Origin of the sequence: Nostoc sp. NMS9 (genome assembly GCF_017114995.1) — a bacterium.
Taxonomy (GTDB): domain Bacteria; phylum Cyanobacteriota; class Cyanobacteriia; order Cyanobacteriales; family Nostocaceae; genus Nostoc.
Map to the genome: position 1 here is coordinate 60,984 of NZ_JABXKL010000099.1, position 26,993 is coordinate 87,976.

Genomic DNA, 26,993 nt, shown 5'->3' on the forward strand with positions numbered 1-26,993 from the left:
CATCACTTGCTCAATCACTGGGAATTTAAGTGAACACAAAACTAAAACTGAGCATTTTATTAAGTAAATACACTTAGATTAAAGACAAAAAACAATAATATGAGGTTAGTTGACACAAACACTATAACCCCAACTCAGTAGCTTGTACATTTAAACCTCTAACTAACAGTAAATCGCCTCACCCCCTAAGCACACTCAAGTACAAGCCAAAATTGCAGACAACATCTTGCGCGTGGAAGTCACCCTCAAAGCTTTGAAAATCCCATGATTATTACCTGGAAACCGTCAACATCTTCGCCTTACCCGATGAAGTCTCTGTAAATGATATGCTGATTGGCATGGCGATCGCTCCTAATTTAGCAACCTCCGCAAATGCTCACGAGTACGGTTCTACTGACAGTGTTGTTTAGGTAATTTATTTTTTCTTTGAAAACCCTTGCTTACCCAGCCAAAAAAAGCTATCTCTGAATGCAAGTTGGTATCATTGTGCAGAGCTACCCTAATTTGGTAGCGATCGAGTTACGATCTTGTCACACCCTTTTTTTGATTTGAGAAGTCCTATTCCAGAATTTTCTGGTTAAAATAGTATATCTGTTCTACTCAAACTCCCAGAGCAACACTCCTTAAAACCATATATTTTAGAGGCATTAGAGGCAGGAATGGCTATCAACACAGATACTTCAGGCAAGCAAAAAGCACTGACTATGGTGCTCAACCAGATTGAGCGCAGCTTTGGTAAAGGAGCAATCATGCGCCTGGGCGATGCTACCCGGATGCGGGTGGAAACGATTTCCAGTGGGGCGCTTACCCTAGATTTAGCATTGGGTGGTGGTTTACCCAAGGGTCGGGTAATAGAAATTTATGGGCCGGAAAGTTCCGGTAAGACTACAGTAGCGCTACACGCGCTCGCCGAAGTGCAAAGAAATGGCGGTATTGCTGCCTTCGTTGATGCTGAACACGCCCTAGACCCTACTTATGCTGCTGCATTGGGTGTAGATATTGACAATTTGCTGATTTCCCAACCTGACACTGGCGAATCAGCTTTGGAAATTGTCGATCAGTTGGTGCGCTCTGCTGCGGTTGATATTGTAGTCATTGACTCAGTAGCGGCGTTGGTTCCCCGTGCTGAAATTGAAGGCGATATGGGTGACGCTCACGTTGGTCTGCAAGCGCGCTTAATGAGCCAAGCCCTACGTAAGATTACTGGGAATATTGGGAAATCTGGTTGTACAGTAATTTTCATCAACCAGTTGCGGCAAAAAATCGGTGTTACTTACGGTAGCCCAGAAACTACTACTGGCGGTAACGCATTGAAGTTTTACGCTTCGGTGCGCTTGGATATTCGCCGAATTCAAACCTTGAAAAAAGGTACAGACGAGTATGGTAATCGCGTTAAGGTCAAAGTCGCCAAAAATAAAGTAGCGCCGCCTTTTAGAATAGCGGAATTTGATATTATTTTTGGCAAAGGTATTTCTACCTTGGGTTGTGTTGTTGACTTAGCAGAAGAAACTGGCATTATTATCCGCAAAGGAGCTTGGTATAGTTACAACGGCGATAATATCTCTCAAGGACGAGACAATGCCATTAAGTATCTAGAAGAAAAGCCTGAATTCGCTGAAGAAATTAAGAAACTAGTGCGTGAAAAGCTAGATAAAGGCGCTGTTGTTTCTGCTAACTCCGTAGCTAAAGCCAGTGAAGAAGATGAAGAGGAAGAAGTCGATTTAGAGCCAGAAGAATAAGGAATGTCGATTTATTAATCTGCAATTGCTAATAGATGGTGCGTTATGAAGATAGATGACGCACCTTATTTTTTCTAAAAATCTCGATTTTGGTATGTTAAATGCAAGCCTAAATCCAGACAGTGAATAGATTTGGACTCATAAACACATCCTACTTGATATTTTGGCATAGACGTAGCCCGTCGTAGATATCGCACTGGTTTGTCACCGATGAATCCATCAATTTAAACTTGACAGACTACTATTAGGGAAAAAGGAAAAACTACTGGTTCGGGGTTTCAGCCTTAGATTGACACTAATGACCAGCTATATGGTAATATTTCATGGCATTATGCTAAAAAACTTTGTTTATAATCAAAAAGTAGCCAACCCATGAGTTTAGCTGTAATTAAGTTCTCTTCAGAAGAGTGCGGCATCTGCCACAAAATGTCTTTTTATGACAAAAAGGTGGCTGAAGAACTGGGTTTAGAATTTATCGATGTAAAAATGCAAGATACAACTGCTTACCGCAAGTATCGCAAGATTTTATTGACTCAATATCCCGATAAATCAGAAATGGGATGGCCTACTTACATCATCTGCAATTCTCCAGAGGGGGAATTTCAGATTGTTGGTGAAGTAAAAGGAGGTCATCCCAAAGGGGAGTTTAGAAGCCGTTTGCAAGAAGTTCTGAATTCCACAGCTAATCAGAACTAATTACCTCAAAAGATTTGACCTCTAAGGCAGGGCCAATCATGGCAGTTGTCATAATATCTTCGCGCACCTGTCCTTTAACTTTTGCTTTTTGTCCGGCTTTGAGTAAGTCTTTGTCAGCTCCTCTGAGGATTTCGTAAGTAACGCCCTCTTCTGTAACTAACGCCCATGCGCCTGTACCAATATCACGACGTTCGATTGTACCTGTAAGTGTAATGCTCATAAGAAGTGGGAACTGGGAAGTGGGGAGTGGGGAGTAGGGAGTTAGGAATGAGGAGTTAGGAGTTAGGAGTTAGGAGTTATAAAAATTCATTCCCTATGCCCAATGCCCAATGCCCCATTCCCTATTGATGCCATTTACGCTATTTTTTCTTCGTTTTTCAATGCTAAACGAACAAGTCCATAACAGACTAGGGCATTAGCAATGAGGAAGAGGCGTGCTAAGTGACCACTTCCCAATCCCCAAACTGCCGGATCGAAAAACGCACTTATAGTTAAGCACGCTGCTACACCTAAAGTTGAACCAATGGCAAACCATTTCCAACTAGGGTGTCCCAGCAGCAATGCCATCAACACAATGGGAATCAGTATACTAGCAAATAGAGGATTTAATGCATCAGTTCCCTGGAGGGTATTGCCTAATTCGGGAATTGAACTGCCCAAAACCCGAAAAGGCCATTGGGGAAGATCAAAAATATAGATTCCCTTGAGGAAGAATAACCCAGAACTGCCGGCAATTAGTCCACTGGATAAAGACCAACTCCAAGTGAAGGGGAAGTAAACGCGTAAAAACCAAGCCAGCAGATAGGAACCAACTACCATTAAAACCTTGGGTAACAGTGCTACCGCACCACCATCAATCCAAAAGCCGGGGTTAAGATAGCCGTTATCCCGTAACCACCGGAAGAAATCTGGGAAACTGATTTGCCCCCCAAAGGCTAGTTTGACTGCTGCTTCTGCATTGAGTTGTCCAGCGCCATAATAGTTCAAACCATCATCCTGAATAACTCGTGCGGACTGCTTGAGGACTTTTAAAACTTCATCTGGTTCTTTGATGCCAGCAGCTTTGATTAATGCCGCAACACCAGCAACGTGGGGAGAAGCCATGCTTGTACCCTGGAAGCCCAGAAATACGCCTTCGCCCTTTTCATCGATGGTTTCTTGGAGAATTTTACCAGCCTCACTACCACCAGGAGCAGAGATATCTATCCCTGCACCAAAGTTAGAATAGGGCGCTCTTTCACCATCTGGGCCAATTGCCGAAACACCGATGACATAGGGATAGCGGGCTGGATAGCTGGCTCCATTAGCGTTTTCATTCCCGGCTGCGGCAATGATAACTACACCTTTTCTATGGGCATACTCGATTGCTTGTTTCATCAACTGGCTTTCACCGCCACCACCCAAGCTCATATTAATCACATCTGCGCCTTTATCAGCAGCAAATTTAATCGCTTCGGCAATATCGGCAACGGTACCACCGCCATAAGAACTGAGTACCTTCAGCGGCATCAGACTGGCTTCGTAGGCAATTCCAGCGACGCCATATTTATTATTTGTGGCTTGGGCAATAGTTCCAGCAACATGAGTACCGTGGCCGTTATCGTCTGTGGCTTCTTCTCGGTCGTTAACAAAATCATAGCCCTTGACGAATTTTGTCTCATACAAGTCACGAACCTTGGTAATTCCGGTGTCAATGACTGCGACTGTGATGCCACTACCTTTGGTTTGACTCCATGCGCCTTCAACACCGATTTTGTGCAAGTTCCACTGCTTGCTGTAATATTGGTCATTAGGGCCAGTTAATGAAGGACTTGCTTCTTCATCTTCTTGGGGTGTTAAAAATTCACCTAGCCAAGCGGTTTTACCTGGTTGTGGAATCTTGTTGTAGATATAGTTTGGTTCAATGAATTCTGTCGCTTGGGCAAACTGAGATTTTTTCAGTTCTTGGAGCCGTTGGCGATCGCCCTTGATAATATACACATTATCTTTTTTGGAAAACTTGTTGTCTAATTGGGGTGTAACGTTGTATTGTTTGGCGATCGCTTGCAAATCCTGTTCCACTACAAGTGATGGAATATCTTCCCGAAAATCAAGCAAAATCGTCTCAAACTCTCCTTTAGCTGCCAATCCCTGAAAATTCAGGAAACTAAATATGGCAGCTCCTAGCCCAATGACAAACAAGCACAATAATATAAGTTTTCTCATATTAACTCATCACCGCTTTTTGCCAGTTTGTTCACTACCATAACTTATCTGCATCCCTTGTTGGTAGATTTTGCACTTTTAGTTACAAGTTTTATTCAGGAATCAGGATTTTTTTAACGATGGAACGTGGTCTTTTGTGGTTGCCCCTGTTAGTAATGTTTTTCTGGTTAGCTTGGCAAGGCTCGAAGGAGTATCAAAAAGTCGAAGCCTATCGCACTTGGGCAGAGCAATTTGAACGGGCCAAGTATGATATTTATGCTGTATTAGGTCAAAAAGACAACAATATCACTTGGGGAAAACCCACACCTCAAGGACCGATTAAACTAGAAACATTCTCCTTGCTTGATATCAAACAAATCCAGCTTTTAGTAGATGAAAAATTAGTAGATGTAAACAATCCACCTGAAAAAGGTCGTTCTATAGAATTAGAATTTCTATTTTCCGAATCTACTAATTCAGTGCGGGTTCCGTTTACAGAAATCCCTTTGGCAGCAGAATGGGGTAAGTTTTTGCAGGGGCTATTACAAAACTTGCGATCGCAACTACGGCAGTAGTTATATTAAAACTATAAGTTCCAAATCAGACGGCTATTTCTGGTCAAAAAGTTAGATCGCTAGTGGTGATATTATTCATGGACAAGGACGTTTTTATTAGAAAGATGTTTTTTGGAATGGCTTTTACTTGACTACCATTTATTTAACATCTCCATAAATTAAATATATGTTATCCAAAACCCTTGTAGAGACGTAGCTGTGCTACATCTCTACATTCTTTCTCACTAGATGTTGCGCCCCTATGGGTGTGGTCTATCTAATTGAAAGCCGCCTTAAAAGTCAATTCGTGTTTGGATTACACTTGCATTCAGTTGACCCGACCCAGCTATGCTTGAATGATGAAGTCAGAGGCAGTAAGAGAGGGCGCACCAGTAAGTTGTGCAAATTGACCACCACTGCCGAAACCAGCATCGCTACCATTTTGATTGTAAAATAACTGTCCAGTCACACGGTCGTAGACAATTACAGCATTGCTAAGTGCCCCTAAAGTGGTGATTTGAAAATCACTGGCGTTACTAAAACCCGTTCCCACAACAGAAGTAATAGCAGTAAAGGTAGTCTTATCGAGGACAATCTGATCGCCACTAGAGCGATTGAAGTCAGCAATGGTATCAATACCCACAACAGCAGTATTAAAAATAGAATTGGTGTCGTAAAGGAAAGAGTCAGCACCTGTACCACCCACAAGAGTATCGTTGCCCTGTCCACCAATCAGAAGATCGTTGCCAGTACCACCCCGCAGCAGGTCGTCACCACCGCTGCCATCGATGGTATCATTACCTCCTTGACCATTAATCACATCGTTGGAACTGTAAAAACCGCTGATGTTATTGTTCAAGTCATTGAGGAAAGTGACAGTGTTTGATGTAGAAATATACGTTTGAGTAGAGTTGGCATTAATCACATCAAAGCTTTTGCTAACACTGTCTTCTCCGTCAAATATGATATTGCCGATGGCAGGTCTTGTTGTGGATGCAGCTAAGTTGTCTAGGTTTTCTAACTTAAAGTTTTGCAGAGTGACTTTGGTATTAGCCACATTTCCAAAGGTGACTTCTAAATTGTTGCCATTTTGAGTTAATTGCAGATTTCTCGCAGTCAACTCAGTCCCAATAAATTGTAAGGTGTCTATCTTGGCAATCACCGCAGCCGGAGGGTTTGAGCCAGTACCTACACCACCAAAGTCAGTGATGCTGTAATTGCCATCGCCTCGTTGGATAATAAAGGTGTCATTGGAGTTAGTACCATTGAGAACTTGAATTTCCGGGACAGGAGCGGGTCTGACTGTGCCACTAATAGCAAAGTTAAAGGGGCTTTCATTAGTATCGTTGTTGTTTAAACTGAAACTGCCACTATAGCTGCCGGATGTAGTGGGGTTGAGTGCCACCGATATGGTAGTAGAAGCATTGGCAGCCACGCTCGTTGGAAGAGTTCCGACCAAACTAAATCCGTCTGGAAGTTTAAGATTACTCAGCTTGAGTGCGCCTGTACCGGTGTTCTTGATAGTAAAGGTTTTGGTCAAGGTGTCACCAACAGTCGTTTCACCAAAGTTAATGGCGGTGGTGTTGCCATCTGTAATGTTAACAGTGCCATTGAGAACTTGAATTTCCGGGGTAGTAACTGTGCCACTAATGGCAAAGTCAAAGGGGCTTTCATTAATATCGTTGTTGTTTAAACTGAAGCTGCCACTATAGATGCCGGGTGTAGTGGGGTTGAGTGCCACCGATATAGTGGTGGAAGCATTGACAGCCACGCTCGTTGGAAGAGTTCCGACCAAACTAAATCCGTCAGGGAGTTTAAGATTACTCAAGTTGAGTACAGCTATACCGGTGTTCTTGATGGTAAAGGTTTTAGTCAAGGGTTCACCAACAAGAGTCTCACCAAAGTTAATGGCGGTGTTGCCATCAATAATATTAACTGTGCCATTGAGAACTTGAATTTCTGGGGTTTTGGTAGGGTTGCGGGGAGCTTCATATGCACCAATATCAATGACTGTACTGCCATTACCATCACCATCCTGAGGAGTCTTCTTAGTGATGCTATTGAAGGCATTGGAACCACCATCAATCGCAACACTTCCAGGTTTGAGTGCAAAATTCCCTTTGTCTGGATCAACAAATTGAGGATCTTGACCCAAAAGATTTTGTAACCCTGTAGCGTTTAAATTATCTGAAGGTTGGAATAGGTTCGAGTTATAAACAAGATTGCGATCAAAGGTTACATTTGTGTCATACTTAATTCTGTTAGCATTTTGATTATCGCTTGCATACAAAATGTTGTTGTAGACACGTACATTTTCCGAGTAAGTAACACCAATCTCTCCAGATTCTGGAAGAACCTGGGCATTCTTGTAAGCCGTGTTATTGATAACATCAACATTGGTAGCTTTGAAAACATTAATGCCTGCACCTCCATTGTCGTAAGTAATGTTATTTGCAATTAATGCCTTACCTGTATAGGCCACATTATCTTTGCTGGTATTGGTAGTATCAAGCATAATCCCATGTCCCTCAGTGATTTTGTCAGTGCCTCCATTTTTCCACGGAATTAAACTTTGGTTATCGTAGACAATGTTGTCTCGAAAAATCATTCTGTAGTCAGTGGTATTGTTATCAAAATTAAAACTGTTGAGAGAGGTTATTCCCTGATTGCCGTGAGGTGAATACCAAGCGTTTCCAGACACAATGTTTTTCTCAACAGTTATATAGTCTGAATTACTGAATGCTATACCTCCACCTGGAAAGTTACGAATTGTGTTACCAGTAATGACAATATGATGAGGATTAGTACCACTTACACCCTCGGCGTTTTTCCATGTATTAACAGCAATTCCATTACTATTGGTCAAGGGATTATTAAGGTTATTCTTCTCTTGCAAGGCATATTCGAGAGTGATGTTTTCCCGATTGCCTTTTATATCAAGTCCTTCAATCCGCACGTAGGATGAACTCAATATATTAATGCCACTTCCCGTTGTTGTTATCGTAGGCGTAGCCCCTGGATAAGCTTTTATTGTTGTCCAGTTATCTGGTGAGCCATTCAAGTTTAAAAGCGTAACCCCTTTCATTTGATAATTTCCATTCATGACGTAGAGCGTGTCGCCTGCTTTCATCTCATACACGGCTCTACCCAAGCTGAGAAATGCAGAATCTTCGTCTAAGCCATTATTTTTATCACTGCCTGTTGCAGAAACGTAGTATGTTGTGCCAGCCATTTGTTTACTCCAAATATGTGTAAGGAAAATTGGTAGTACAATTTCAGCAACTTTCTTCAGTTGCTAAGTAGTTATTTGAATGAGTCATCTATCTGCACTGTTAAAGACAGTCACAGTTGTCCGATCGCGACTTCAAATCGCGTCGATTGTAGAAACGCTGTTGTAAACCTGAAAAATTTTTCTCCTGTTAACCGTTGATGGTTAAATCAGGAATATCGATACCGTCAATCGTCAGAGTTTTGTTGAGAGTAATTGGACGATTAGCGTGTAGATGCTTCTACTCCAGACTTGTCGTCAGACATCCTCTTAGCAAGACTGGATGGAGTCGAATTGAATCGTATCTTCATCTTTAGCAGCCGCGTAGGCGTAGCCTGTCGTAGACATCGCTGCTCTTTGCAAACCAGCTTTAGCATCTGCTTTTTTTAATAAAACGATCGTATTTGGCATAGTAATTCCTCTGAACTTTATGCGTTGTTTTAGGTCAGGGGGTTGCCAAATCTGCATGGTAAAATTCACCCTTGGCTGATAACTGGGGACTTAAAGTTAAAGTGATCGAAGTTAAATTGGTTGAAACTTTAGTTAGGTTGACCCTTTAACTTAAGGGGACTAATGTAACAACTTAGTTGAACCTGTTTTAAGCGGTGTAACTGAGCGTTGTGAACTTAATTAAAACTAACCTTTACAAATAGCACTTGATATCAGTGAATGCCCGGAATATGGTAAGTTTTTTTACAACAAAACCAAAAAAACTATGGAGATGCCTGGTGGAGTCAGTCGTTGAAATCGGGCAAGAGGGAAGAGGGTTTTAGCGTAGTTCATCAATCTTTGAGATAGTTTGGTTGGATGACGCCAACTTACTTAATCTTGATAATATGAACACTGAAATAAACTCCAGAATACCTGTTGCTTTAACCATTGCTGGTTCAGATAGCGGTGGTGGTGCAGGAATTCAAGCTGATTTACGCACCTTTGCTTTTCACTGTGTCCACGGTACTAGTGCTATAACCTGCGTCACGGCACAAAACACTCTAGGAGTGAAGAGGGTTGATGCTATGCCGACAGAGGCTGTTGTGGCGCAAATTCAGGCAGTAGTTGAGGATATTGGCGTACAAGCTGCCAAAACGGGAATGTTGCTCAATCAGGAAATTATCTTTGCTGTTGCCCAGCAAGTGGAAGCTTTACAAATCAATAATTTAGTAGTTGATCCAGTAATGGTGTCACGCACGGGAGCACAATTGATTGATGATGATGCTGTGAAGACTCTGTGCCATACCCTGATTCCCAAAGCGGTTATGATCACGCCTAATCGCTATGAAGCCCAAATTTTGAGCGGTTTACAAATTAATTCTTTAGAGGATATGCAAGCCGCTGCTGAAATTATTCACAAGACTTTAAACACGAAGGTTGTTTTAGTCAAAGGCGGAGGTATGCAGGGAGATTTGCGTGGCGTTGATATCTGGTTTGATGGGGACAAGTTGGAAGTTTTGACTTGCCAACAAGTAGAGACAAAAAATACCCACGGTACTGGTTGTACATTATCGGCTGCGATCGCTGCTAATTTAGCTAAAGGAAAGGATTTGTGGCAGGCAGTGCAACAGGCAAAGGAATATGTGACTACCGCACTCACTTACGCCCTAGATATTGGCGAAGGGCAAGGCCCTGTGGGACACTTCTTCCCATTGTGGGAACTAGGGATTAAAGACTAGGGATTAGGGATTGGAGACTGGGCATTGGGGATGGGGACTAGAGAAAAGTTTTCTCAGTACTCCATCCCCAATGCCCAAATAAAAAATCTTTGCCCTTTCGGTATTTTTCTATTATTCTTGGGCATAGTTTCAGGGGTGACTATCTCTGTTAGCATCTCTGTACGATCTAATTACTTTGATTTTTAATACCAAGCCCCCGATGCGAACAACCATAGGTTCTGTTCACAGAAATTCGCCAACACCGACTACTCAACCCTACCCTCCCTCTGTACCACTATCTGTATACAGGGAATTGTCAACAGAGTTGCAAGCAGCACAGGCGAGGCTAAATGCACTCACCACCCAAAATCAGCAACTAGCACAAGAAAATCAACTATTACGCCAAGAAATTACTAAAGTAGTTGAGTCTTTTTCTCGTTTGCAAAATTTTGTGGATTCTCATGGTACAGCTAATTATCCCCAAGCTACCCAAGCTTCTGGTGACGTTAAAAGTGCCGCCAAACAGCCAGTAACACAAGCGCGTTCACCTCAGCAGGTTTCTCGTTCGCGTCCATCTGTTGTGTCCAAACAACCAGCCAAAAAAAGCCGCAACCAAGATTTTTCTACACCTGTAATGGAAATGAATTTTCCGATACCAGAACCAGTTTTTATAGAAGAGCAACAAGTCAGTTATTATTCCACTACTGAGCCAGATGTCAAGGGACTCAATGGCTGGTGGTTAATTATTACCATCTTGTTAATCATGCTGACTGCCTTTAGTGCTGGGTATTTTGTTGTGCGTCCTTTGTTTGAACATCAGAAACGTTAGTTGACATTCCCACAGTCAGCAGCAGTAGCAGGCTTTCGGGCTACCGTGTAATTTGGCTGCAATCACTCTCTAAATATCCGAACAAATCTGCTAAATGGCGGAAATGATCTATTTTTAGGTTATAAAAGCTACATAAAATGCTAAATTGACAGCAACTTCTTTATGTTAGAACCTCAAAGATTATCCAATTAATGAATTCCTTGCCGTTTCTCATGTCATAAACCCTCAAGTAAAGCACCTACACTTTAAAAAAGTTGTAATTATTACATATTTTTTAGGAAAAGCACTGCTAGTTACAGCTTCAGACAGCGGATCTGGTTAGATATATAAACGAAGCTAGTAGAACTCAGGAGTCAAGAAGATGAAAAAAGTAGAAGCTATTATCCGCCCATTTAAGCTAGATGAGGTGAAAATTGCCTTAGTTAACGCTGGTATTGTTGGCATGACTGTTTCTGAAGTCCGGGGGTTCGGACGGCAGAAAGGTCAAACTGAACGGTATCGTGGTTCTGAGTACACCGTTGAGTTTCTGCAAAAACTCAAAGTGGAAATCGTAGTTGACGACAATCAGGTTGATATGGTGGTAGACAAAATTATTGCTGCTGCCCGCACTGGTGAAATCGGCGATGGTAAAATTTTCATCTCGCCTGTTGAGCAAGTAATTCGGATTCGCACCGGGGAAAAGAACACAGAAGCAGTTTGAGTACTAAATACTGAGTACTGAGTACCAGTATGGTGGGCCTTGCTGAATAGTAGGATGAAATATATCGAAAATGTTAACTTTGAGATAGTCTTTCATTTCTTAAATCAGCAACGCCTTTTATTGAGTTTGAAATGGACACAAAAAAAGTAAGAAACAGCAACAAAAGTTTTTTACTTAGTTGCGGTTTTTGTCTTCTGGTTTATATTTTCACGTACTAATGCTATGCAATCTAGTTAGTGGGTCGGGCTTCAATGAAATTCCTTGGCATACATTATTCGTTCAACTACTACTTATAGGTGGATTTTCAGTGTTACCAATAGGACTGGGAAGTGGCTGAAATAAACCTTGTATCATCATTTGCTGGAATAAATAATCAATAACCTCTTCTAGTACTTCACGGGATCTAATAGATATTTTCCAAGTATTTGTAAAAAGTTCATTGTCACTAACTACCAAATAGCTATCGTTTCTGTTGCTCATGATTTCAACGGGAAATTCAACTAAGGAGAATTTGGACTTAGTGCATCTATATTCTCCATAGTCAGCTTGAAGTGAGTAAACTTGATTCAGAGAAAAATCCCCTTGTATTTTCCCCTTAAAAAAATCTGCATATACAGGGTGAAGCGAATCTAAAAAAATATGAGATTTACCAGGCAATATCCAAAAAGTTCCTTTGATAAAACTATCTGGCTCTCCAATAACTTCATTATCTTCCCAACATTTTATATTTAATAAACTGAGAGTTAAAACATTCTTAATAAAATAAATATCTAGACCATCATTTTGCTGGAATAAAACAAGTTAATAAAGTTCCTCAGTTTCTCTAGGTTGCTTGAATTTATAAGCTACATATGGAGGAGATATACCTTTACTTTTGATAAAATATTGGTCAAATCCAAGCTTCTCCAAAATGCTAGTAGCCAAAGATATTAAAAATCCTGCTTCCCGTTTAGCAATAATTTTCTGTTGGATTTTGACTGCATCTTTTTCTCTAAGTCCAAAGCAACAATCAAGAATCACCACCTGTCGTTTAGAGCGACTATCACTCATCGTGTTCTGTACATAACTTGCTGCTACCGCAGTTGGCTGAACCAATTTTTCTTGCTCTTTGCGGGTATTACAGCTTGCTAAATAAAGATTACCACTATCATCTTTAATTCCATGTCCAGAGAAATACAGTAGTACAAGGTCATCTTTTTCGCGATTTGCAAACAAGGAAAAGATTGCTTCCTCCATCACTTGTCGCTCAGGATTTATCAGAAGTTTTACTTCATCAAAACCACCAATTTCTGGATCTCCCAACACTTGCTGCATTGCCTCTACATCCCTATTGGCAGCAACTAAAGGGGCTAAACCAGACTCATACTTACTTATTCCAATTAACAATGCTAGCTTCAGCATATGTAAATTCTTATATGATTTAAATCGTAATTAGACTTGCTTGATTTGTTATAAAAATGGTGAAAATTTGAAATGCTTTGCAAAATATTATATTTCCCCATAATCAAGCAAGGTAAAACTATATTAACAAGAGGTTAAGCTTATGTCTTTGCTTTCCTTTTCTCTAGTCCATCCAATTTTTTAAATTTCTACATAATTATTTTGAAGTCAATTTAAAATTAGTAAAACCAAATGGTGATTTATCTTCTCCTGACTCAGGACTCAGGAATAAGCACTGTGTCTAGTTGGGGAAGTAAAGCAGCAAAAGCCTTGCCTCGATGACTTATTGACCCCTTCAACTCCCGTGTCATTTCAGCAAAGGTCAATTGCAACTCTTGCACATAAAAAATTGGATCGTAGCCGAAACCACTATCACCACGAGGTACGTGGAGAATTTCGCCACGACAAATACCTTCAGATTGTAATACGATCGCACCATCAGCACGAGCGATCGCTACTGCACAAACAAATTGAGCTTGCCGATTTACCTCGTTGCCTAATTCTTTGAGTACCCTAGCAATGCGTTCTGAGTCAGTTTTGGCGTAACGTGCAGAATACACCCCTGGTGCGCCATTTAGGGCATCCACTTGCAAGCCCGAATCATCAGCAATTGCCCAGTTTCCCGTAGCTTTAGCAATTTGTGACGCTTTTAGACAAGCATTGGCGGCAAAAGTTTCGCCCGTCTCATCAATTTCTAATTCTTCAGGTTTGAGGGTTAATTCCCAACCAGAATTTTCCAGATAAGCCTGCATTTCCCGCAACTTACCTGGATTTCCTGTGGCTACTACAAGTAATGTCATGAATTACGAATTATTAGTTAGGAGTTAGGAGTTAGGAGTTAGGAGTTGAGGAGTTAGCAATTAATAACTCTCAACTCCTCACTAATTTTACTCCGCCCATTGTTTTGCCCAAGCAAGAGTTTGATGCACTTGCTCAATTTTTGGGGCTTCGCAGTACAGGCGTAAAACTGGTTCAGTCCCGCTAAACCGAATCATTAACCAGCTTTTATCAGCTAGGCGATATTTGTAGCCGTCAATTGTTTGGCAATCAATCACTGCTAACCCGGCAATTTCCGTTAAGGGTTGGGTTTGCAGTTGTTGCAAAAGACGCGATCGCACTTCCATATTTGCTAAGGGTAAATCAATGCGATCATAAGCTGAGGTAAACCCTGTTTGTTTCTGCAAGTGGCGATAATACTCACCTAAATCCAAACCAGATTCTACAATCGCCTCTAGAACGTACAAGGCTGACAGCAGGGCATCGCGTTCGGGAATATGGCTGCCATAACCAATTCCTCCCGACTCCTCACCACCCAGTAACACTTTTGCTACTAACATTCTGTCAGCGATATATTTATAACCAACCGCTGTCTCAAAGACTGATAGGTTATGTAGTGCTGCTACAAGGGGCATCAAGTCCGAACCACTAACAGTTTTAACTATTTCACCCTTAAAGTCGCGTCGCAGGGTTAAATGGTCGATTAATATCGGGATTAATACTTGGGAACTTAGGAAGTTGGCTTCTCCATCCACTGCTGCAATGCGATCGCAGTCTCCATCAAATACCAACCCCACTGTTAAACCTGATTTATCGGGTTCTCGGTGAGTCTTGATGACTTCAAAAAGCTTTGAAAGGTATTTCGGCAATGGTTCTGGCGCACCACCACCAAATAGGGGGTCGCGTTCGCTGTTGATTTCTTTGACTTGATTGCCTAGTAATCTCGCCAATCCGCCAGCAGCAGCGCCATGCATAACATCGGCAAATAACGTTAGTTTGCCAGATGCGATCGCTTCTCGAAGTTTGGCGATATCAACTTTACCTTCTAGCGCTTGGGTATAACTGGGCCAAGGATCGAATTTCTCTTGCTTACCTGGGGTAGCTGCTAATGGTACTCCAACCGACAACTGCGCCTCTATCTCTTTTGTGACTTCTGGCGGTACTGATCCACCAAAACAACCCTTGACTTTTAATCCCAAATATGTACCAGGATTATGACTGGCTGTAATTACTAGTGCCCCTAAAGCATTGAGTTGTTTTGCTGCCCAACTATAAGCTGGGGTTGGGGCATAAGTTTCGCTCAATAGCACATCAAAGCCGACAGCACTGACAGAATTGGCGACAGCACGAGCAAAGTCTTCGGCCATGAATCGGCGATCGTAACCAACAATTATTGTCCGGCTACCCACCGTAGGAAAATATGTATCATATAATACTTTTGCGGCGACTGGCGCGACCAGGGCTAGACGTTCAAAGGTGAACTCGTCACCGATAACGCCCCGCCAGCCGTCTGTACCAAACTTGATTGAGTTAGCTACAACTGGCATCTAAGTATCCTAACTGTCTACTTGAGGATTCTAGCATTTATCACAGTGTATAAAGTAAAAAAAGAATATAGTATTAACATCTAGTAGTATTCGGCTGTTTCTACACAAAAGTCAGCGAATTTCTGGATTCGAGCATCTAACGTATCCGCCAAATCCTCATACCATTCTTACTTCCAGTGAGTAAAAATCGACCATCAGGAGTGAAAGCAAGAGTTGGCGTCGAGTTCGGAGTATCAATAAAAGACTGGTCAATTTTTCCTGTTTCCAAATTATATAGCTCGATCATCTGATTCTGACTATTACTGCTAATAGCAAGAATATTGCTATTAGGACTCAATTTTAAATTTGAATTCACTTTATATAAAGTGTGAACTTCTTCGCCATTAGTTAAGTTACATACTTCAATAAAATAGCTTCCACCATTTATATTATAATAATTAGCAGTAACAAATAATTTACCATCTAAAAGCATTTTAGATGAGTAGTTTACCTGGCAGTTTAAATGTTTAACATTAATTAATTCACCTGTGTTAAGTTGCCGGATTTCAAGCTCCTGATCTCTTCTAGTTAACAGAATATTTTGAGGAACATCACTATCAATAACTGAGAACGATTGGTGCCAATATTCTTCATTCCGTGTTTTCTCAACGATATGCTCTTGACCAGTTTTTATATTCCATATTTTAAGCTTTTCTTCCTGATCAAAAGATGTAAGCTTTTCTTCCTGATCAAAAGATGAATTATATTCCTCAACAATCCCAATGATTATTTTCCCATCATCACTTATATGAAGCAGCCTTATGCTTGGGAAACCAGACTCATCACCAAAAGAGCGAATTAATTTACCATTTTTCAAGTCATATAATTTAATCTTTGGGTATAATCTATCATCATCGAGAATGTAAAAGTAAAATTTATCAGAAGAGTATACTACCTTAGAATAGAATGCTACAAGATATTCAGAATTTTTAGTTACTACTATATTACTGATTTTATACTTGGGATCGCCAAGATTTAACGTCCTCATTAGCTGATTATTATCTATATTCCAAACTTTAATTTCTTCGTCGTGGCTACTCACTAAATATTTAAGTTCTAAATTAATAGCGATAATTGCATCTTCCCTAGATGTTGGAGGACGAAGATTCTTTACAGAAAAAGATTTAAGTTTTTTTCCACTATGGAAATCCCAAATTTTAATCTCAGTGTGATCCTCTTGAGAACTAAAAACAGCTCCATTACTACTAAATTTTATTGAACTATAGCCAAGACGTTCATCTCCTAATATATTCCTCTCCAGAAAAAAGCTACTAGAAATTCGCTGAAGAAGCAGTATCGGATTGGAAAATGGCAAATCTTTATATTTAGTGTATGCATATATTTGAAGAAATATTAAGACACTAGCACCAGTACCAGTTATCAAAATCCATTTATTTTTATTTATCCAAGATTTAACCTTTGATTGTAAGTTTGTTTTAACTTCTACCACTGGTTCCGGTTCAGAAACCTGTGTATTATAAGAGTCATTTTTGTAAAAATTAGTTGTTTTTCTGACAGTACGACCAGAAGCCAAAGACTCCATTATTATTTCGTATGCTGAATTAATTGCTTTCAACTCAGCTTCCGCTTTTCTTTGTAAGCGAGGATTATGAGCATAACGATCTGGATGCCAAACTTGAACTAAATCTTTGTAAGCTTGCTTAATCTCATCTACAGAAGCATCAGATGAAATACCTAAAACTTGGTAACACTGCTCTAGATTATCCACAGATAAACCCTCTTACTCATTAAACATACTGTCCCTAGTTCTGAGAAAATCATACATGATGTAGGGAATGTAAGTTATTTTGAGGTTATTACTCACAGTTAGTGTTGAGTAAAATCTGCTTGCTAATAAGAGCGATCGCCCCAGTTACAATAATGTAAATCAGCACGAAATCTCTATGCGCGATCGCTTTTTTATCAAACTTAATTAGTTGCAAAGACTCAAAGGCGCTTTCCGCCAGAAATTCCACTTCTAAAAAATATGAATAAACATTAATAATCCTTAATAGTATTCACTATTAAGGATTGTTAATATGAGCAAAAACTGCTCACAAACCTGATTTTTCCTTAAAAATCATCAAGAAACTGACTAAGGCGACTGATTACGGGGTCAACCTCTTGAGGAGGGGTAGCAACAGTATAAGAAGTATTATTTACTACTTCTAATTGAGTTGGAGACGGAATGAACGATCGATCGTTGACTATGAGCGCCAGTTGTGCAACTTGTTGAGAAAGTTGCAATAGATGATGTTCCATCGCCTCCAAACGATTAGATCCCTTGGCAAAAAAACGTTCCTCAAGTCCAGCCACTTGACGTTGCAGTTCACCGATTTGTTGATCGATCGGTGTTGTTACTGCTGTTTGTGGAGCAGGTTGTACAGGTTCCGGTACACATAAAGATTGCCATAAGGCTTCTTTACAGAGGTCGCTGAAAGTCTTGTCTGGTTGTTTTTCCAAATAACTTTCTACTTGCGCTAACAAGCTTTCATCAGCAAGCTCTGGGTTGAACGTGACGGATTTAACTACCTTTTTTGACCATTGGAACATCAGCTTTATGCCCTAGCAGCGCGATTGGAGGATAATTGTGCCTCTCCATAAATATACTGCCCCAAAGCATTCGCCTGTCGGGAAGGTGCTGCTAAATGAGCATTAATCTTTGCTTCTTTGAGCAGACGTTGAACGTCGTCCCAGAAGAACTCACCACCCCCGCCAGTCAGAATCACATCGGTGACGCGTTCTGGCAACCAGGCTAGCACACGGCTACAGATTTCGCGCGAAAACATCTCCGTGAGGTTGGGAAGAAAATCGTCTAGGTTGGTGGGCTTGCTAGCGCCTTTAGGACGATAAAAGCGTTCACCTCTGGGTTTGTTAACAGCGGAAATCAGCGCTAAAGATTGACTATCTGCTCCTTCAATTTCGGCAGACACCAATTCATAAAACTTATTCATCCCGAAGTCTTCACTCTTAGAAGCACCTCTGGCAAAACGGAAGTTATCTACCATCAAAAGATCGACGGTTTGATGTCCAATATCGACGATCGCCACCGATATTTTTGTAAAATCGGGACTGCCAGGGTTTTTCTTAGGTTGAGCTTCAGACCACAGCAAGCTGCCGTAACCTTCTGGCATTACCCATACCTTACTGACGTTCAGCGACACAGATTCGCCTCGGAAATTCAACACATGAGGGCCACCGACTTGGCTAATTAGCTGTGCTTTTTCCTTTTCAAATTGCTCTAAGGAAAGAAAAGGCAGACCCAGTACAACTGAGATATCATCTCTGAGTTTGAAGTAGCCAGCACTTGCTAATACTTTTACTAGTGCAGCTTCTACCTTAGATTGTCCGACTCCTAAATTCGCCCCAAAATCGGCTGCCAGTTGACCAACAGCATATCCATTTCCTTGATACTCCAGCCACAAATCCATTAAGGGGTCAGTAGCTCTGGCTTCAAAAACACCACCGCGTACTTGTTCTATCGACATCTGCTTGACGTTGGCAGGTACGAACACCACACTGCCGGGTTCACGACTCACACAAGTTTTTGTGGAAGTTCTGCCTAAATCAACACTGAGAATGGTTTTCCCGGAACCACCGACTGGCTTGCTAGTGGGAGGATTATTATTAACAGCATTTATGGGAGTCGATGCTAACGGCTGCCTATTCATGGGTATAGCAGCAGCATTGATTGGGGTAGCGGCGGAAGGTTGGTCTGTCATGAAAGCTCCTAGTTCAAACTTAACTGTAAAAAGTTGTCATGCTCATCTTACAAAAATGCGAGCAACCAGAAATTCTAGGTTGCGTCAAGTGTAGCTAGAAATACGCCAAAAATTAATTCCGGCGATACCTCCGGTAAGCTCTGCCAACGCACATCTAGTATTATTTGGCATAGTGTAGGCGAATTTTGGCCAGATGTAACCCCTGCTTTCACTGCTTTCAAACCAAAAGCGTCCATGTTTCATCTTCTAGTACGTCTTGACTGGCGCTTGAATATCCAGAAAACAAATGCTAGAACCAAACCGCCAAGTACGATTTTAGATACAGGAGCAAGGTACTTGTCCACAAGTTCATACTGACTACCCAATATGTATCCTGAGTATGTTAACAAACCCACCCAAGCAGCGCTACCTAATGTTGTGTAAAACAAAAATGGTAGCAAAGGCATATTGGTAATACCTGCGGGAACAGAAATCAAGGTGCGGATTCCTGGCACAAGACGACCAATTAATACTGCTGTTCTACCTTGTCGGTCAAACCACTCTTTGGCCTTGGTAATATCTTTACTGGATATAGCCAACCATTTGCCATACTTATCAGCCCAAGCTTTCAAACGGATTTCACCCAAAAACTTACCCGGATAGTACCAAATAAGTGCGCCCAATACAGAACCCAAAAGTCCTGCGAAAAATACACCAATGATATTCAGCTTTGCCCCTCCTGGTTGATATGGACTTGCTGTAAATCCAGCCAGTGGCATAATCAATTCTGAAGGAATGGGGGGAAAAAGGTTCTCTAAAAACATGAGTAGGGCAATTCCCCAATAGCCAAAATAATTGATAGTATTAGTTATCCATTCAAGCATTGAGTCAATTCCTGAAATTGCTGGACTAGTCTTGTTGCTAAATTCAGCTTTAGCTTTTTTAAAGGGTAATTATCCCCGCTTGCTAGAGTCAAGTTAATTTGGCTGCACTCAAAATTGGCATCACAACTGAAAAACAGAGTAAGACAAGTGGAAGCTAAGGGTCTGTTTCATTAATCTTGAGAGTTATAAAAGTTCGTAAGTATCTCTAGCCTTTGAGATTGAACGATTTATCTGCTCGCTACAAACCTCACAAAATTAATTAAACGAACCACTAGGTTTTTTTTTCTAATTTTTTAGATCCCCCTTAGTCTTCTTTTTAAAGGGACTAGGAAGGATCTAAAGACTTGATGGCAAATTTAAAAACATACTCTAGGGTTTTCTGCTGAAGTTGGGGCTGTGGGGTAGTACAGAGAGAGAAGGGAGAAAATTTCACCTTGTCCCCCTCATCCCCCTCATCCCCTCTTCTTCTAGACTGTGGGGGTCAATGATTGTACCCTTGGTTCCGATTGCCAGTCTAAGGGATTCCAAACTCGATCTTCCAGCGCCATCTGCTCAATTAAACTTGCAAGTCTCAGGGCTTTGAGAGCTTGTTCGCCACCTACTGAGGGTTGATTGCCACCGTGTACACAGTTGACAAAATGTTCTAATTCTGCACTCAGTGGTTGAATATTGCTGGTGTAAACTTTTTCAATTACACCATCTTGTCTGTAAAGTACTTGTCGGTGGTCGGTGAGAGAATTAGCAGTGGTTTGTCGGTGAATCAAAATTTCATTCTTGAGGAAATCTGCCTCAGTAAATGAATTTTTACAATGGGCGACAATCCGGCGAATTTTTCGGTGAGTAACTTTACTGGCAGTCAGAGTAGCAACAATACCATTGGCAAAGCCCAAGGTGGCGGTTACGTAATCTAAATAACCAGAGTCTAGGGAGCGAGTACCGCTAGCAGTCAATTTTGTGACTGGGGAAGCAGCTAATTCCAGAAGTAGGTCGATGTCATGGATCATTAAATCCAGCACAACTGAAACATCGTTTGCTCGATCTGAGTAAGGACTCATCCTGTGGGCTTCTAGTGCCAGCAATTCCTCTGTTTTTAGAACTTGGCTCAGTTCTTTAAAAGCTGGGTTAAAACGCTCAATATGACCTACTTGCAGGATACACTGAGATTCAGCTGCGGCATTTACTAAAGACTCTGCCTCAGAAATACTGGCTGCGATCGGTTTTTCAATCAAAACATGAATTCCCGCTAACAGACAGTTGATGCCCACGGCATAGTGCAGACGAGTGGGAACAGCTACACAAACTGCTTCCACAAGGGGTAGCAGATCGCAGTAATCTTCAAAAAAACGCACCTTGTACTTGCTGGCAGTTTCTAATCCTCGCTCGACGTTAATATCTGCCACTCCGACTAGTTCAACATCTTTCATTGAACTCAGCACGCGAGCGTGGTGTTGTCCCATGTTACCCACTCCAATCACGCCTATGCGGATTGGTCGTGGCTGGTTGCGCTGTGTATATGGATTCGGTTCTGCCACTGACATGCTATTTTGCACTATTATTCTCTCCTCAACCACCAAATTTAGAGACGCTACGGCCGTTGGCGTTTATACTCGAAAGCCGGTTACGATCCGTCTAAAACCATCCAGATGGTAACATAGAGCCTATGTTTATGAAGAATTTCAAAGTTTGTGATCGGTTCCCGTAATCCAAATATCTTTTGTATCGATATTTCGGGTTTGCTTTGGATTTTGCACTTTCTACAAAAAATATATGTCTTTTTATTAATTTGAAAAAAGTCAGTAAGACCTAAGTATAAATTCTCCTTAGCATTGCTTTCTGGCATCTTGTTAAGGTTTGATTTGGCGATTTGAAATCCAAAATTTGCAACCGAGATGAAAGCTGTAATTCTGTTATCTGGGGGATTGGACTCTTCCACAATTCTGTACAAAGCTCAGGCTGATGGCTGTGAATGTCATGCTATTTCCTTTGATTACCAGCAGCGACATCGACGAGAGTTACAGTCAGCGCTCAGTGTCGCTCAAAAAGCTGCGATCGCAAAACATCAGGTAGTTAACTTTGACTTACGGCAATGGGGCGGTTCGGCCCTTACCGATAATGCCATTGATTTACCCCAAGAGCGATCGCTGGATGAAATGTCTCAAAATATTCCTGTAACATACGTTCCAGCTCGTAATACCATCTTTTTAAGCTTTGCTCTTAGTTACGCTGAAGCGATCGCAGCAGAGCGTGTCTATATCGGCGTTAATGCCCTAGATTACTCAGGATATCCTGATTGTCGCCCCGACTATATCCAAGCAATGCAAGAAGTTTTTCGCCTGGGAACCAAACAAGGGCGTGAGGGACGACCAATTAATATTGTTGCACCCCTAATCAACCTGAAAAAAACCGAAATCATCCAACTGGGGAACCAATTGGGAGTTCCTTGGGAACTAACTTGGTCTTGCTATGCCGATGGAGATGTCGCCTGTGGTGTGTGTGATTCTTGTCGCTTACGGCTAGCAGCTTTTGCCGTATTGGGATTTGTTGATCCACTGGCGTATGCTTCTTGAATGAGAAGTGAGGAGTGAGGAGTTAAAATCCATAACTCCTAACTCTTAACTCTCAACTCTTAACTCCTCTAATCGTCGCAGTTGAATTTGATGTAGGCGTGGGCCAACAATCGATACCACGGTGAATTCGAGATTTTGATAACAAAAGATTTCGCCTTTGGCAGGAATTTTCTGTAACTCATACAGCAAAAAGCCCCCTAGTGTTTGGTATTCTCTGGTCAGGGGCAAATTGAGATGCAAAACTTCGTTGAGGTCTTCAAGGTTGATTTGTGCTTGCACCAAAAATTTTTGCTCATCTAACATCTGAATCAGTAAGTCTTCACTGCTTTCAGGTTCACTGGGGTCGCCAATAATTTCGGCAATCACATCTTTGATTGTCACTAGTCCCACAGTACCGCCAAATTCATTGACTACCATAACCATAGCGGGTTTCTCTTGCTGCATCATGGGCAAAAGTTCACTCAAGGGCGTGTGTTCTGGAACAAACCGGGCGGGACGCATCCAAGGTTGGATCTGTGTTTCTAAACTGAGCTTTCCTACAGCCAAAGGTTGTGCCAAATCTTTAAAATAAACAATACCGCGAACATCGTCCAAAGATTCACCAATCACGGGATAGCGAGAGTAACCCGTAGAAGCCATTTCCCTGAGTAATGTCTGGAAGGTAGCATCTTTTGGCAGCGCGATAATACTGGTGCGCGGGATCATCACATCTTGCGCCATGACATCCCCAAACTCGAAGACATTATTGAGTAATTCCCGCTCTGCACGCTCTAAACCAGTAGACCCCCATTCTGTAGAGATGATCAGTTGCAATTCTTCGGGAGTTACAGGCGGTCGCCAGCCTTGACCTGTGTATTGGATGCCAAAAATCCGTAATAAAAAACGAGTTGATTGGTTAAGAATCCAGATGAAGGGGCCAAAAAAACGCACGATCGCTTTTACCGGAGGCCCCAAAAACCTCGCTAGCTGTTCTGAGTACAGCATGGCTAAGGATTTGGGACATAGTTCTCCAATCACAATTTGCAAATAGGCAATCAAGAAAAAGGCAATGGGAATTGATAGGGAATGGGCGAGGAAGGTAGTCATCCCACTGGGTAAAGGCCAGGATCTTAACCAGGCATTCACCAGCACGACAATCGTACTTTCGCCAATCCATCCCAGTGCCAAACTAGAGAGGGTAATACCTAACTGGGTGGTAGATAGCAGTCGGTCAATACTGCGTTGTAACATTTCTACAGCGATCGCTGGAATATCCCCAGCCTTAACTAGCTGGTGAATACGCGATCGCCGCACGCTCACCATCGAAAATTCCGCCGTTACAAAAAAGGCATTTATGGCAATCAGTAGTAGCACTGACAACAATCGCAGCGCCACTTCTATCAAACTTAAATTAGGAAAACCACTCACCGCCAAAGCTCGTGTAAAACTCACGCCCTCCATTTAGGGGGAATAGGGAATGGTAAAAAATAACAGATAATTACCAATACCCAATACCCAATGCCCAATGCCTAATGCCCAATGCCCTTTCTACCTTTCTACAGGAATATTCGATGCCTCTAGCTTCAATTGTTGAGCGGGATAATCAGTGAGAGCAAGTGATATTTTCTTGACATCATCAAGTAAAGCTGTAGGAATGCTCACTGTACCTGAAAATGCTGGCCCATTTACAGGCAATTCTGTTGGTAAACCCTCTGTACTTGCACTCAGGGTTCGTCCTTTGTCATCGGTAACATCTAAAAAACTATACAGGAAGCGCACAGAATCCTTACCTTTGTTCTGCATTTTCACTTTCAGTAGTAAATCACCACCAGAGTAGCGAGCAGATTGTACAGTCATTGTTACACCCTGACTTTGGGCTGTAACCGGAAAACCTGGTAGGGGTTTTTCTTCAACTACTTCTGGGGGTTTTTCCTCTGGCTTCTGCTTGCTGCTATTGGTTTCTTCATCATCTTCTTCTGGCTTTTCCGATTTAGCGGCTTTGGTCTTACCCTCAATTCGCGCCTTGACAATTTTCAGAATCTCTTCTTCTTTTAATAGCACCAGCCCTCCCTGTTGGGAGTTATTTGCCTTATTGCTGGCAAATTTGGTTGTGGGACGCCCATCTGGTGTAGTCACGCCTTTAAGTGCTGAACTCCCCAGTTCAAAGCCCAAAAACGCGCTCACAGAACCTGCTCCCATCATCAGAATTAACAAAATCAAAGTAAGAAGTACAGTAGAATTTATTTTCATCGCTGACAAGCTATCACAATAGAATGCTGGTCTATTTAAGAATAGTGAAGCTTTTGACCTCAATCCTTAAAGGAACTTAATCAATATTAGTTTGCACTATATCTATGATCAAATTATGTAGTATAAAAATCTAGTAAACTATTGTCCAGTATTCACGCGTGGTAAATTTGTGCTATATTCATGGGATTGGCTAAACTCAGTACGTGAGGTATTTTTCTCACTCTAAAATCAGCAAATGAGGTTGACCTAAGAGTTGAAGTAATTTACTTGTAGCAACCCACAACCCAAAAAAACAAGCGCCTTTGGCCGATTGGGGAGGCAACGAACTCATAATTCGTCTTCAGGCTGGTTCGATTCCAGCAGGGCGCACTGAATTATCAAAAAGTAGTAATAGAGGGCATGGGGCATTGGGAATTGGGAATTGGGAATTGGGCATTGGGCATTGGGTATTGGGTATTGATCAATAATTAATAGTTCTTCTTCCCCTGCTCCTCTGCTTCCCACTCCCCACACCCCAATCTTACCGAGATGGTAAAGTTTCAAATCTGAATTCAGTTCCTACTTTAAGTTTGTTGCTATAGCGAGGAGACACGAGCAGCGATGTGTCATAAGGATTTGGTAAATCAGGAGTACGAATATAAGGATCGTTGCCAACTTGCTGAGTCAGGGCATCGTGATATAAAGTATTAATCAAATTAGCATCGCGGGCAATTTCATTTTCTGGAAAGGAACCACCGAAACCGGAACCAGATCCTAGAAATGAGTCTAGCTGACGCTTGAGACTGCCATTTTCGTAGAAATTGCGATCGTGACGAAAATAAGCTCGTTCAAATATATCATTCGTAGTTTCAGAATTGGGTGTTGCCGTTTGGGCAGATGCAATAGAGGGAAAAGCAATACCAGCAGCAAGCAACACCAATAAACCACCAAAGGTTTTAAATTTTATACGCACGTTTCTGACTCCTCAACTTTTGCTTTGGGCGAATCTTAATTTATGCTGAAGTTCAGAACTCTGATGAGTTCAACCTTTGGTGTAGCACAACTTTTAATGTTTTGTAATGACGTATCCTACTGAAACTATCACCCACCCAGATATTTGGGCAACCACTTCTGATTTGACCACTTTGCGCCACAAGCTACTAGATTTATTTTGCCAACTTGCTTATCAAGAGGGTGATTTTCTCCTATCTTCTGGGCTGCGTAGTTCTTATTACGTCAATAAGACACAGGTAACACTCCATCCTCAAGGCGCTTTAGCTGTCGGACGATTGGTATTCCCTTTATTACCTGTAGATACACAGGCTGTAGGTGGTTTAACAATGGGGGCTGACCCAATTGTGACAGCAGTGAGTATAGTTTCAGTTTATGAAAACCGCCCGATACCAGCGCTGATTATTCGCAAGGAAGCCAAGGGTTATGGAACAAGAGCTTATATAGAAGGCCCCAGTTTACTAGAGGGCGCAAAAGTAGTAGTTTTGGAAGATGTAGTAACAACTGGGCAATCTGCTCTAAAAGCGGTTGAGCGTCTGAAAGATGCAGGTTATACCGTAAATCAAGTAATTTCACTGGTAGATCGACAACAAGGGGGAGGTGAGTTGTACCAGTCAGCGGGGTTGAAGTTTGAAACTTTGTTTTCGATTCAGGAAGTTCAAGAACGCTACCGACAACTTGCGAAATAAATCATAAGTGTCGGTTGCCTAGACTTTTCAAGGTGACTGGTAGAATCTCTTTTTTCTGTCTACGCTCTCTGTGCCTCTGCGGTTGAAAAGTAGTTTTTATAACCACAGAGGCGCAGAGAACACAGAGGTAAGAGGTTAAAGAGAAATTTATTGTTCAAAATTGTTATCCACCTTGAAAGGGCTAGTGTCGGCTGCCAAATTGTTTGACAATTTGACAGATTTTTGTGTTGGAAAATATTACTCTTAAACCCGCATTTCTCACAAGCGGTGCGATCGCTATTACCCAAATCTTTATCAAGCTTAGATTTTGAGCGTTTTAGAGACTGTACAAATCACAACAGTATGTGAACGGGGTATTTTATCGCAAGTCTAAGTGGCATAAACGTTTTGGCTAGTCGTTTAAATCTTTGTGAGAAATCCGGGTTAAAGCCCTAATGGGTAAGAGTTTTATTATTTTAACCTGAGTTCGGGATAAGGAAAGGGACAGGTAGTAAGCTGAAAATAGCGTTAA

General features: G+C 41.6%; 26 protein-coding genes and 1 tRNA gene. 9 read left to right on the forward strand and 18 right to left on the reverse strand.

Annotated features, from left to right (window positions below):
* The first annotated feature begins 659 nt into the window (after positions 1 to 659).
* Together recA and HWQ40_RS32870 are read left to right on the forward strand one after the other, a co-directional pair.
* Positions 660 to 1,739: a recombinase RecA gene (gene recA, locus HWQ40_RS32865; protein ID WP_012409437.1), complete on the forward strand. Its 1,080-nt coding sequence runs from the start codon at positions 660 to 662 to the stop codon at positions 1,737 to 1,739.
* 372 nt (positions 1,740 to 2,111) lie between these two features.
* Entirely contained in the window at positions 2,112 to 2,435 is a 324-nt protein-coding gene (locus HWQ40_RS32870) for a thioredoxin family protein (protein WP_094327275.1), read from the forward strand.
* On the opposite strand, the gene HWQ40_RS32875 is transcribed toward HWQ40_RS32870, so the two are convergent.
* Positions 2,422 to 2,655, reverse strand: a complete 234-nt coding sequence (locus HWQ40_RS32875; RefSeq protein ID WP_292786217.1) for a hypothetical protein — start codon at positions 2,653 to 2,655, stop codon at positions 2,422 to 2,424. The genes HWQ40_RS32870 and HWQ40_RS32875 overlap by 14 nt on opposite strands.
* Before the next feature lie 134 nt (positions 2,656 to 2,789).
* Positions 2,790 to 4,640 carry a S8 family peptidase gene (locus HWQ40_RS32880; RefSeq protein WP_292786220.1) on the reverse strand — a complete coding sequence of 617 codons (1,851 nt, stop codon included), beginning with the start codon at positions 4,638 to 4,640 and terminating at the stop codon, positions 2,790 to 2,792.
* 119 nt (positions 4,641 to 4,759) lie between these two features.
* On the opposite strand from HWQ40_RS32880, the gene HWQ40_RS32885 reads away from it, so the two are divergent.
* A complete protein-coding gene (locus HWQ40_RS32885) occupies positions 4,760 to 5,194 on the forward strand; it encodes a hypothetical protein (protein ID WP_292786223.1) in 435 nt (144 codons plus the stop codon).
* 325 nt (positions 5,195 to 5,519) lie between these two features.
* Here the strand turns inward: HWQ40_RS32885 and HWQ40_RS32890 are convergent, their stop codons facing one another.
* Positions 5,520 to 8,405 (reverse strand): choice-of-anchor D domain-containing protein, encoded by a 2,886-nt coding sequence (locus HWQ40_RS32890; protein WP_292786226.1) that lies wholly within the window; start codon positions 8,403 to 8,405, stop codon positions 5,520 to 5,522.
* A gap of 306 nt (positions 8,406 to 8,711) precedes the next feature.
* On the reverse strand, positions 8,712 to 8,852 hold the full coding sequence (locus tag HWQ40_RS32895) for a hypothetical protein (RefSeq protein ID WP_292786229.1): 141 nt from the start codon (positions 8,850 to 8,852) through the stop codon (positions 8,712 to 8,714).
* Positions 8,853 to 9,277: 425 nt separating this feature from the next.
* Here HWQ40_RS32895 and thiD point away from each other — a divergent pair, with 425 nt between their 5' ends.
* The 3 genes from thiD to HWQ40_RS32910 all read left to right on the forward strand — a co-directional run bounded on the left by thiD (position 9,278) and on the right by HWQ40_RS32910 (position 11,619).
* Positions 9,278 to 10,111 carry a bifunctional hydroxymethylpyrimidine kinase/phosphomethylpyrimidine kinase gene (gene thiD / locus HWQ40_RS32900; RefSeq protein WP_292786231.1) on the forward strand — a complete coding sequence of 278 codons (834 nt, stop codon included), beginning with the start codon at positions 9,278 to 9,280 and terminating at the stop codon, positions 10,109 to 10,111.
* Positions 10,112 to 10,310: 199 nt separating this feature from the next.
* Entirely contained in the window at positions 10,311 to 10,919 is a 609-nt protein-coding gene (locus HWQ40_RS32905; RefSeq protein WP_292786233.1) for a hypothetical protein, read from the forward strand.
* Positions 10,920 to 11,280: 361 nt separating this feature from the next.
* Entirely contained in the window at positions 11,281 to 11,619 is a 339-nt protein-coding gene (locus HWQ40_RS32910; RefSeq protein WP_012410794.1) for a P-II family nitrogen regulator, read from the forward strand.
* Between the two features lie 279 nt (positions 11,620 to 11,898).
* Here the strand turns inward: HWQ40_RS32910 and HWQ40_RS32915 are convergent, their stop codons facing one another.
* From HWQ40_RS32915 to HWQ40_RS32965, 11 genes are all read right to left on the reverse strand, one after another.
* On the reverse strand, positions 11,899 to 12,276 hold the full coding sequence (locus HWQ40_RS32915; protein ID WP_292786235.1) for a hypothetical protein: 378 nt from the start codon (positions 12,274 to 12,276) through the stop codon (positions 11,899 to 11,901).
* Positions 12,277 to 12,420: 144 nt separating this feature from the next.
* The gene (locus HWQ40_RS32920) at positions 12,421 to 13,020 is read right to left on the reverse strand and encodes a caspase family protein (RefSeq protein ID WP_292786237.1); all 600 of its coding nucleotides are present in this window, start codon (positions 13,018 to 13,020) and stop codon (positions 12,421 to 12,423) included.
* A 254-nt stretch (positions 13,021 to 13,274) separates the two neighbouring features.
* A complete protein-coding gene (gene rdgB / locus HWQ40_RS32925) occupies positions 13,275 to 13,859 on the reverse strand; it encodes an RdgB/HAM1 family non-canonical purine NTP pyrophosphatase (RefSeq protein WP_292786240.1) in 585 nt (194 codons plus the stop codon).
* Positions 13,860 to 13,946: 87 nt separating this feature from the next.
* Positions 13,947 to 15,383 carry a phosphoglucomutase/phosphomannomutase family protein gene (locus HWQ40_RS32930; protein WP_292786242.1) on the reverse strand — a complete coding sequence of 479 codons (1,437 nt, stop codon included), beginning with the start codon at positions 15,381 to 15,383 and terminating at the stop codon, positions 13,947 to 13,949.
* Positions 15,384 to 15,519: 136 nt separating this feature from the next.
* Entirely contained in the window at positions 15,520 to 17,151 is a 1,632-nt protein-coding gene (locus tag HWQ40_RS32935; RefSeq protein ID WP_292786245.1) for a DnaJ domain-containing protein, read from the reverse strand.
* A gap of 88 nt (positions 17,152 to 17,239) precedes the next feature.
* Positions 17,240 to 17,398, reverse strand: coding sequence for a hypothetical protein (locus HWQ40_RS32940; RefSeq protein ID WP_292786247.1), 159 nt, complete (start codon positions 17,396 to 17,398; stop codon positions 17,240 to 17,242).
* Between the two features lie 97 nt (positions 17,399 to 17,495).
* Positions 17,496 to 17,975: a plasmid segregation centromere-binding protein ParR gene (locus tag HWQ40_RS32945; protein ID WP_094347280.1), complete on the reverse strand. Its 480-nt coding sequence runs from the start codon at positions 17,973 to 17,975 to the stop codon at positions 17,496 to 17,498.
* Positions 17,976 to 17,980: 5 nt separating this feature from the next.
* On the reverse strand, positions 17,981 to 19,144 hold the full coding sequence (locus HWQ40_RS32950; protein WP_292786249.1) for a ParM/StbA family protein: 1,164 nt from the start codon (positions 19,142 to 19,144) through the stop codon (positions 17,981 to 17,983).
* Between the two features lie 74 nt (positions 19,145 to 19,218).
* The gene (locus HWQ40_RS32955; protein WP_292786251.1) at positions 19,219 to 19,380 is read right to left on the reverse strand and encodes a hypothetical protein; all 162 of its coding nucleotides are present in this window, start codon (positions 19,378 to 19,380) and stop codon (positions 19,219 to 19,221) included.
* 3 nt (positions 19,381 to 19,383) lie between these two features.
* The gene (locus HWQ40_RS32960) at positions 19,384 to 20,007 is read right to left on the reverse strand and encodes a DedA family protein (RefSeq protein WP_292786253.1); all 624 of its coding nucleotides are present in this window, start codon (positions 20,005 to 20,007) and stop codon (positions 19,384 to 19,386) included.
* Between the two features lie 467 nt (positions 20,008 to 20,474).
* Complete coding sequence (locus HWQ40_RS32965; RefSeq protein WP_292786255.1) at positions 20,475 to 21,557, reverse strand: Gfo/Idh/MocA family oxidoreductase; 1,083 nt, start codon at positions 21,555 to 21,557, stop codon at positions 20,475 to 20,477.
* 339 nt (positions 21,558 to 21,896) lie between these two features.
* Between HWQ40_RS32965 and queC the strand changes: the two genes are divergently transcribed.
* Complete coding sequence (gene queC, locus HWQ40_RS32970) at positions 21,897 to 22,574, forward strand: 7-cyano-7-deazaguanine synthase QueC (protein ID WP_292786257.1); 678 nt, start codon at positions 21,897 to 21,899, stop codon at positions 22,572 to 22,574.
* Between the two features lie 45 nt (positions 22,575 to 22,619).
* On the opposite strand, the gene HWQ40_RS32975 is transcribed toward queC, so the two are convergent.
* Positions 22,620 to 24,014, reverse strand: a complete 1,395-nt coding sequence (locus tag HWQ40_RS32975) for a hemolysin family protein (RefSeq protein WP_292786259.1) — start codon at positions 24,012 to 24,014, stop codon at positions 22,620 to 22,622.
* Between the two features lie 87 nt (positions 24,015 to 24,101).
* Positions 24,102 to 24,803 carry a hypothetical protein gene (locus HWQ40_RS32980; RefSeq protein ID WP_099102321.1) on the reverse strand — a complete coding sequence of 234 codons (702 nt, stop codon included), beginning with the start codon at positions 24,801 to 24,803 and terminating at the stop codon, positions 24,102 to 24,104.
* Positions 24,804 to 25,099: 296 nt separating this feature from the next.
* Here HWQ40_RS32980 and HWQ40_RS32985 point away from each other — a divergent pair.
* Positions 25,100 to 25,172, forward strand: a tRNA-Ile gene (locus tag HWQ40_RS32985).
* Positions 25,173 to 25,323: 151 nt separating this feature from the next.
* On the opposite strand, the gene HWQ40_RS32990 is transcribed toward HWQ40_RS32985, so the two are convergent.
* Positions 25,324 to 25,755 carry a hypothetical protein gene (locus HWQ40_RS32990; protein WP_292786262.1) on the reverse strand — a complete coding sequence of 144 codons (432 nt, stop codon included), beginning with the start codon at positions 25,753 to 25,755 and terminating at the stop codon, positions 25,324 to 25,326.
* 106 nt (positions 25,756 to 25,861) lie between these two features.
* On the opposite strand from HWQ40_RS32990, the gene pyrE reads away from it, so the two are divergent.
* On the forward strand, positions 25,862 to 26,482 hold the full coding sequence (pyrE, locus tag HWQ40_RS32995) for an orotate phosphoribosyltransferase (protein WP_292786265.1): 621 nt from the start codon (positions 25,862 to 25,864) through the stop codon (positions 26,480 to 26,482).
* Positions 26,483 to 26,993 lie beyond the last annotated feature (511 nt).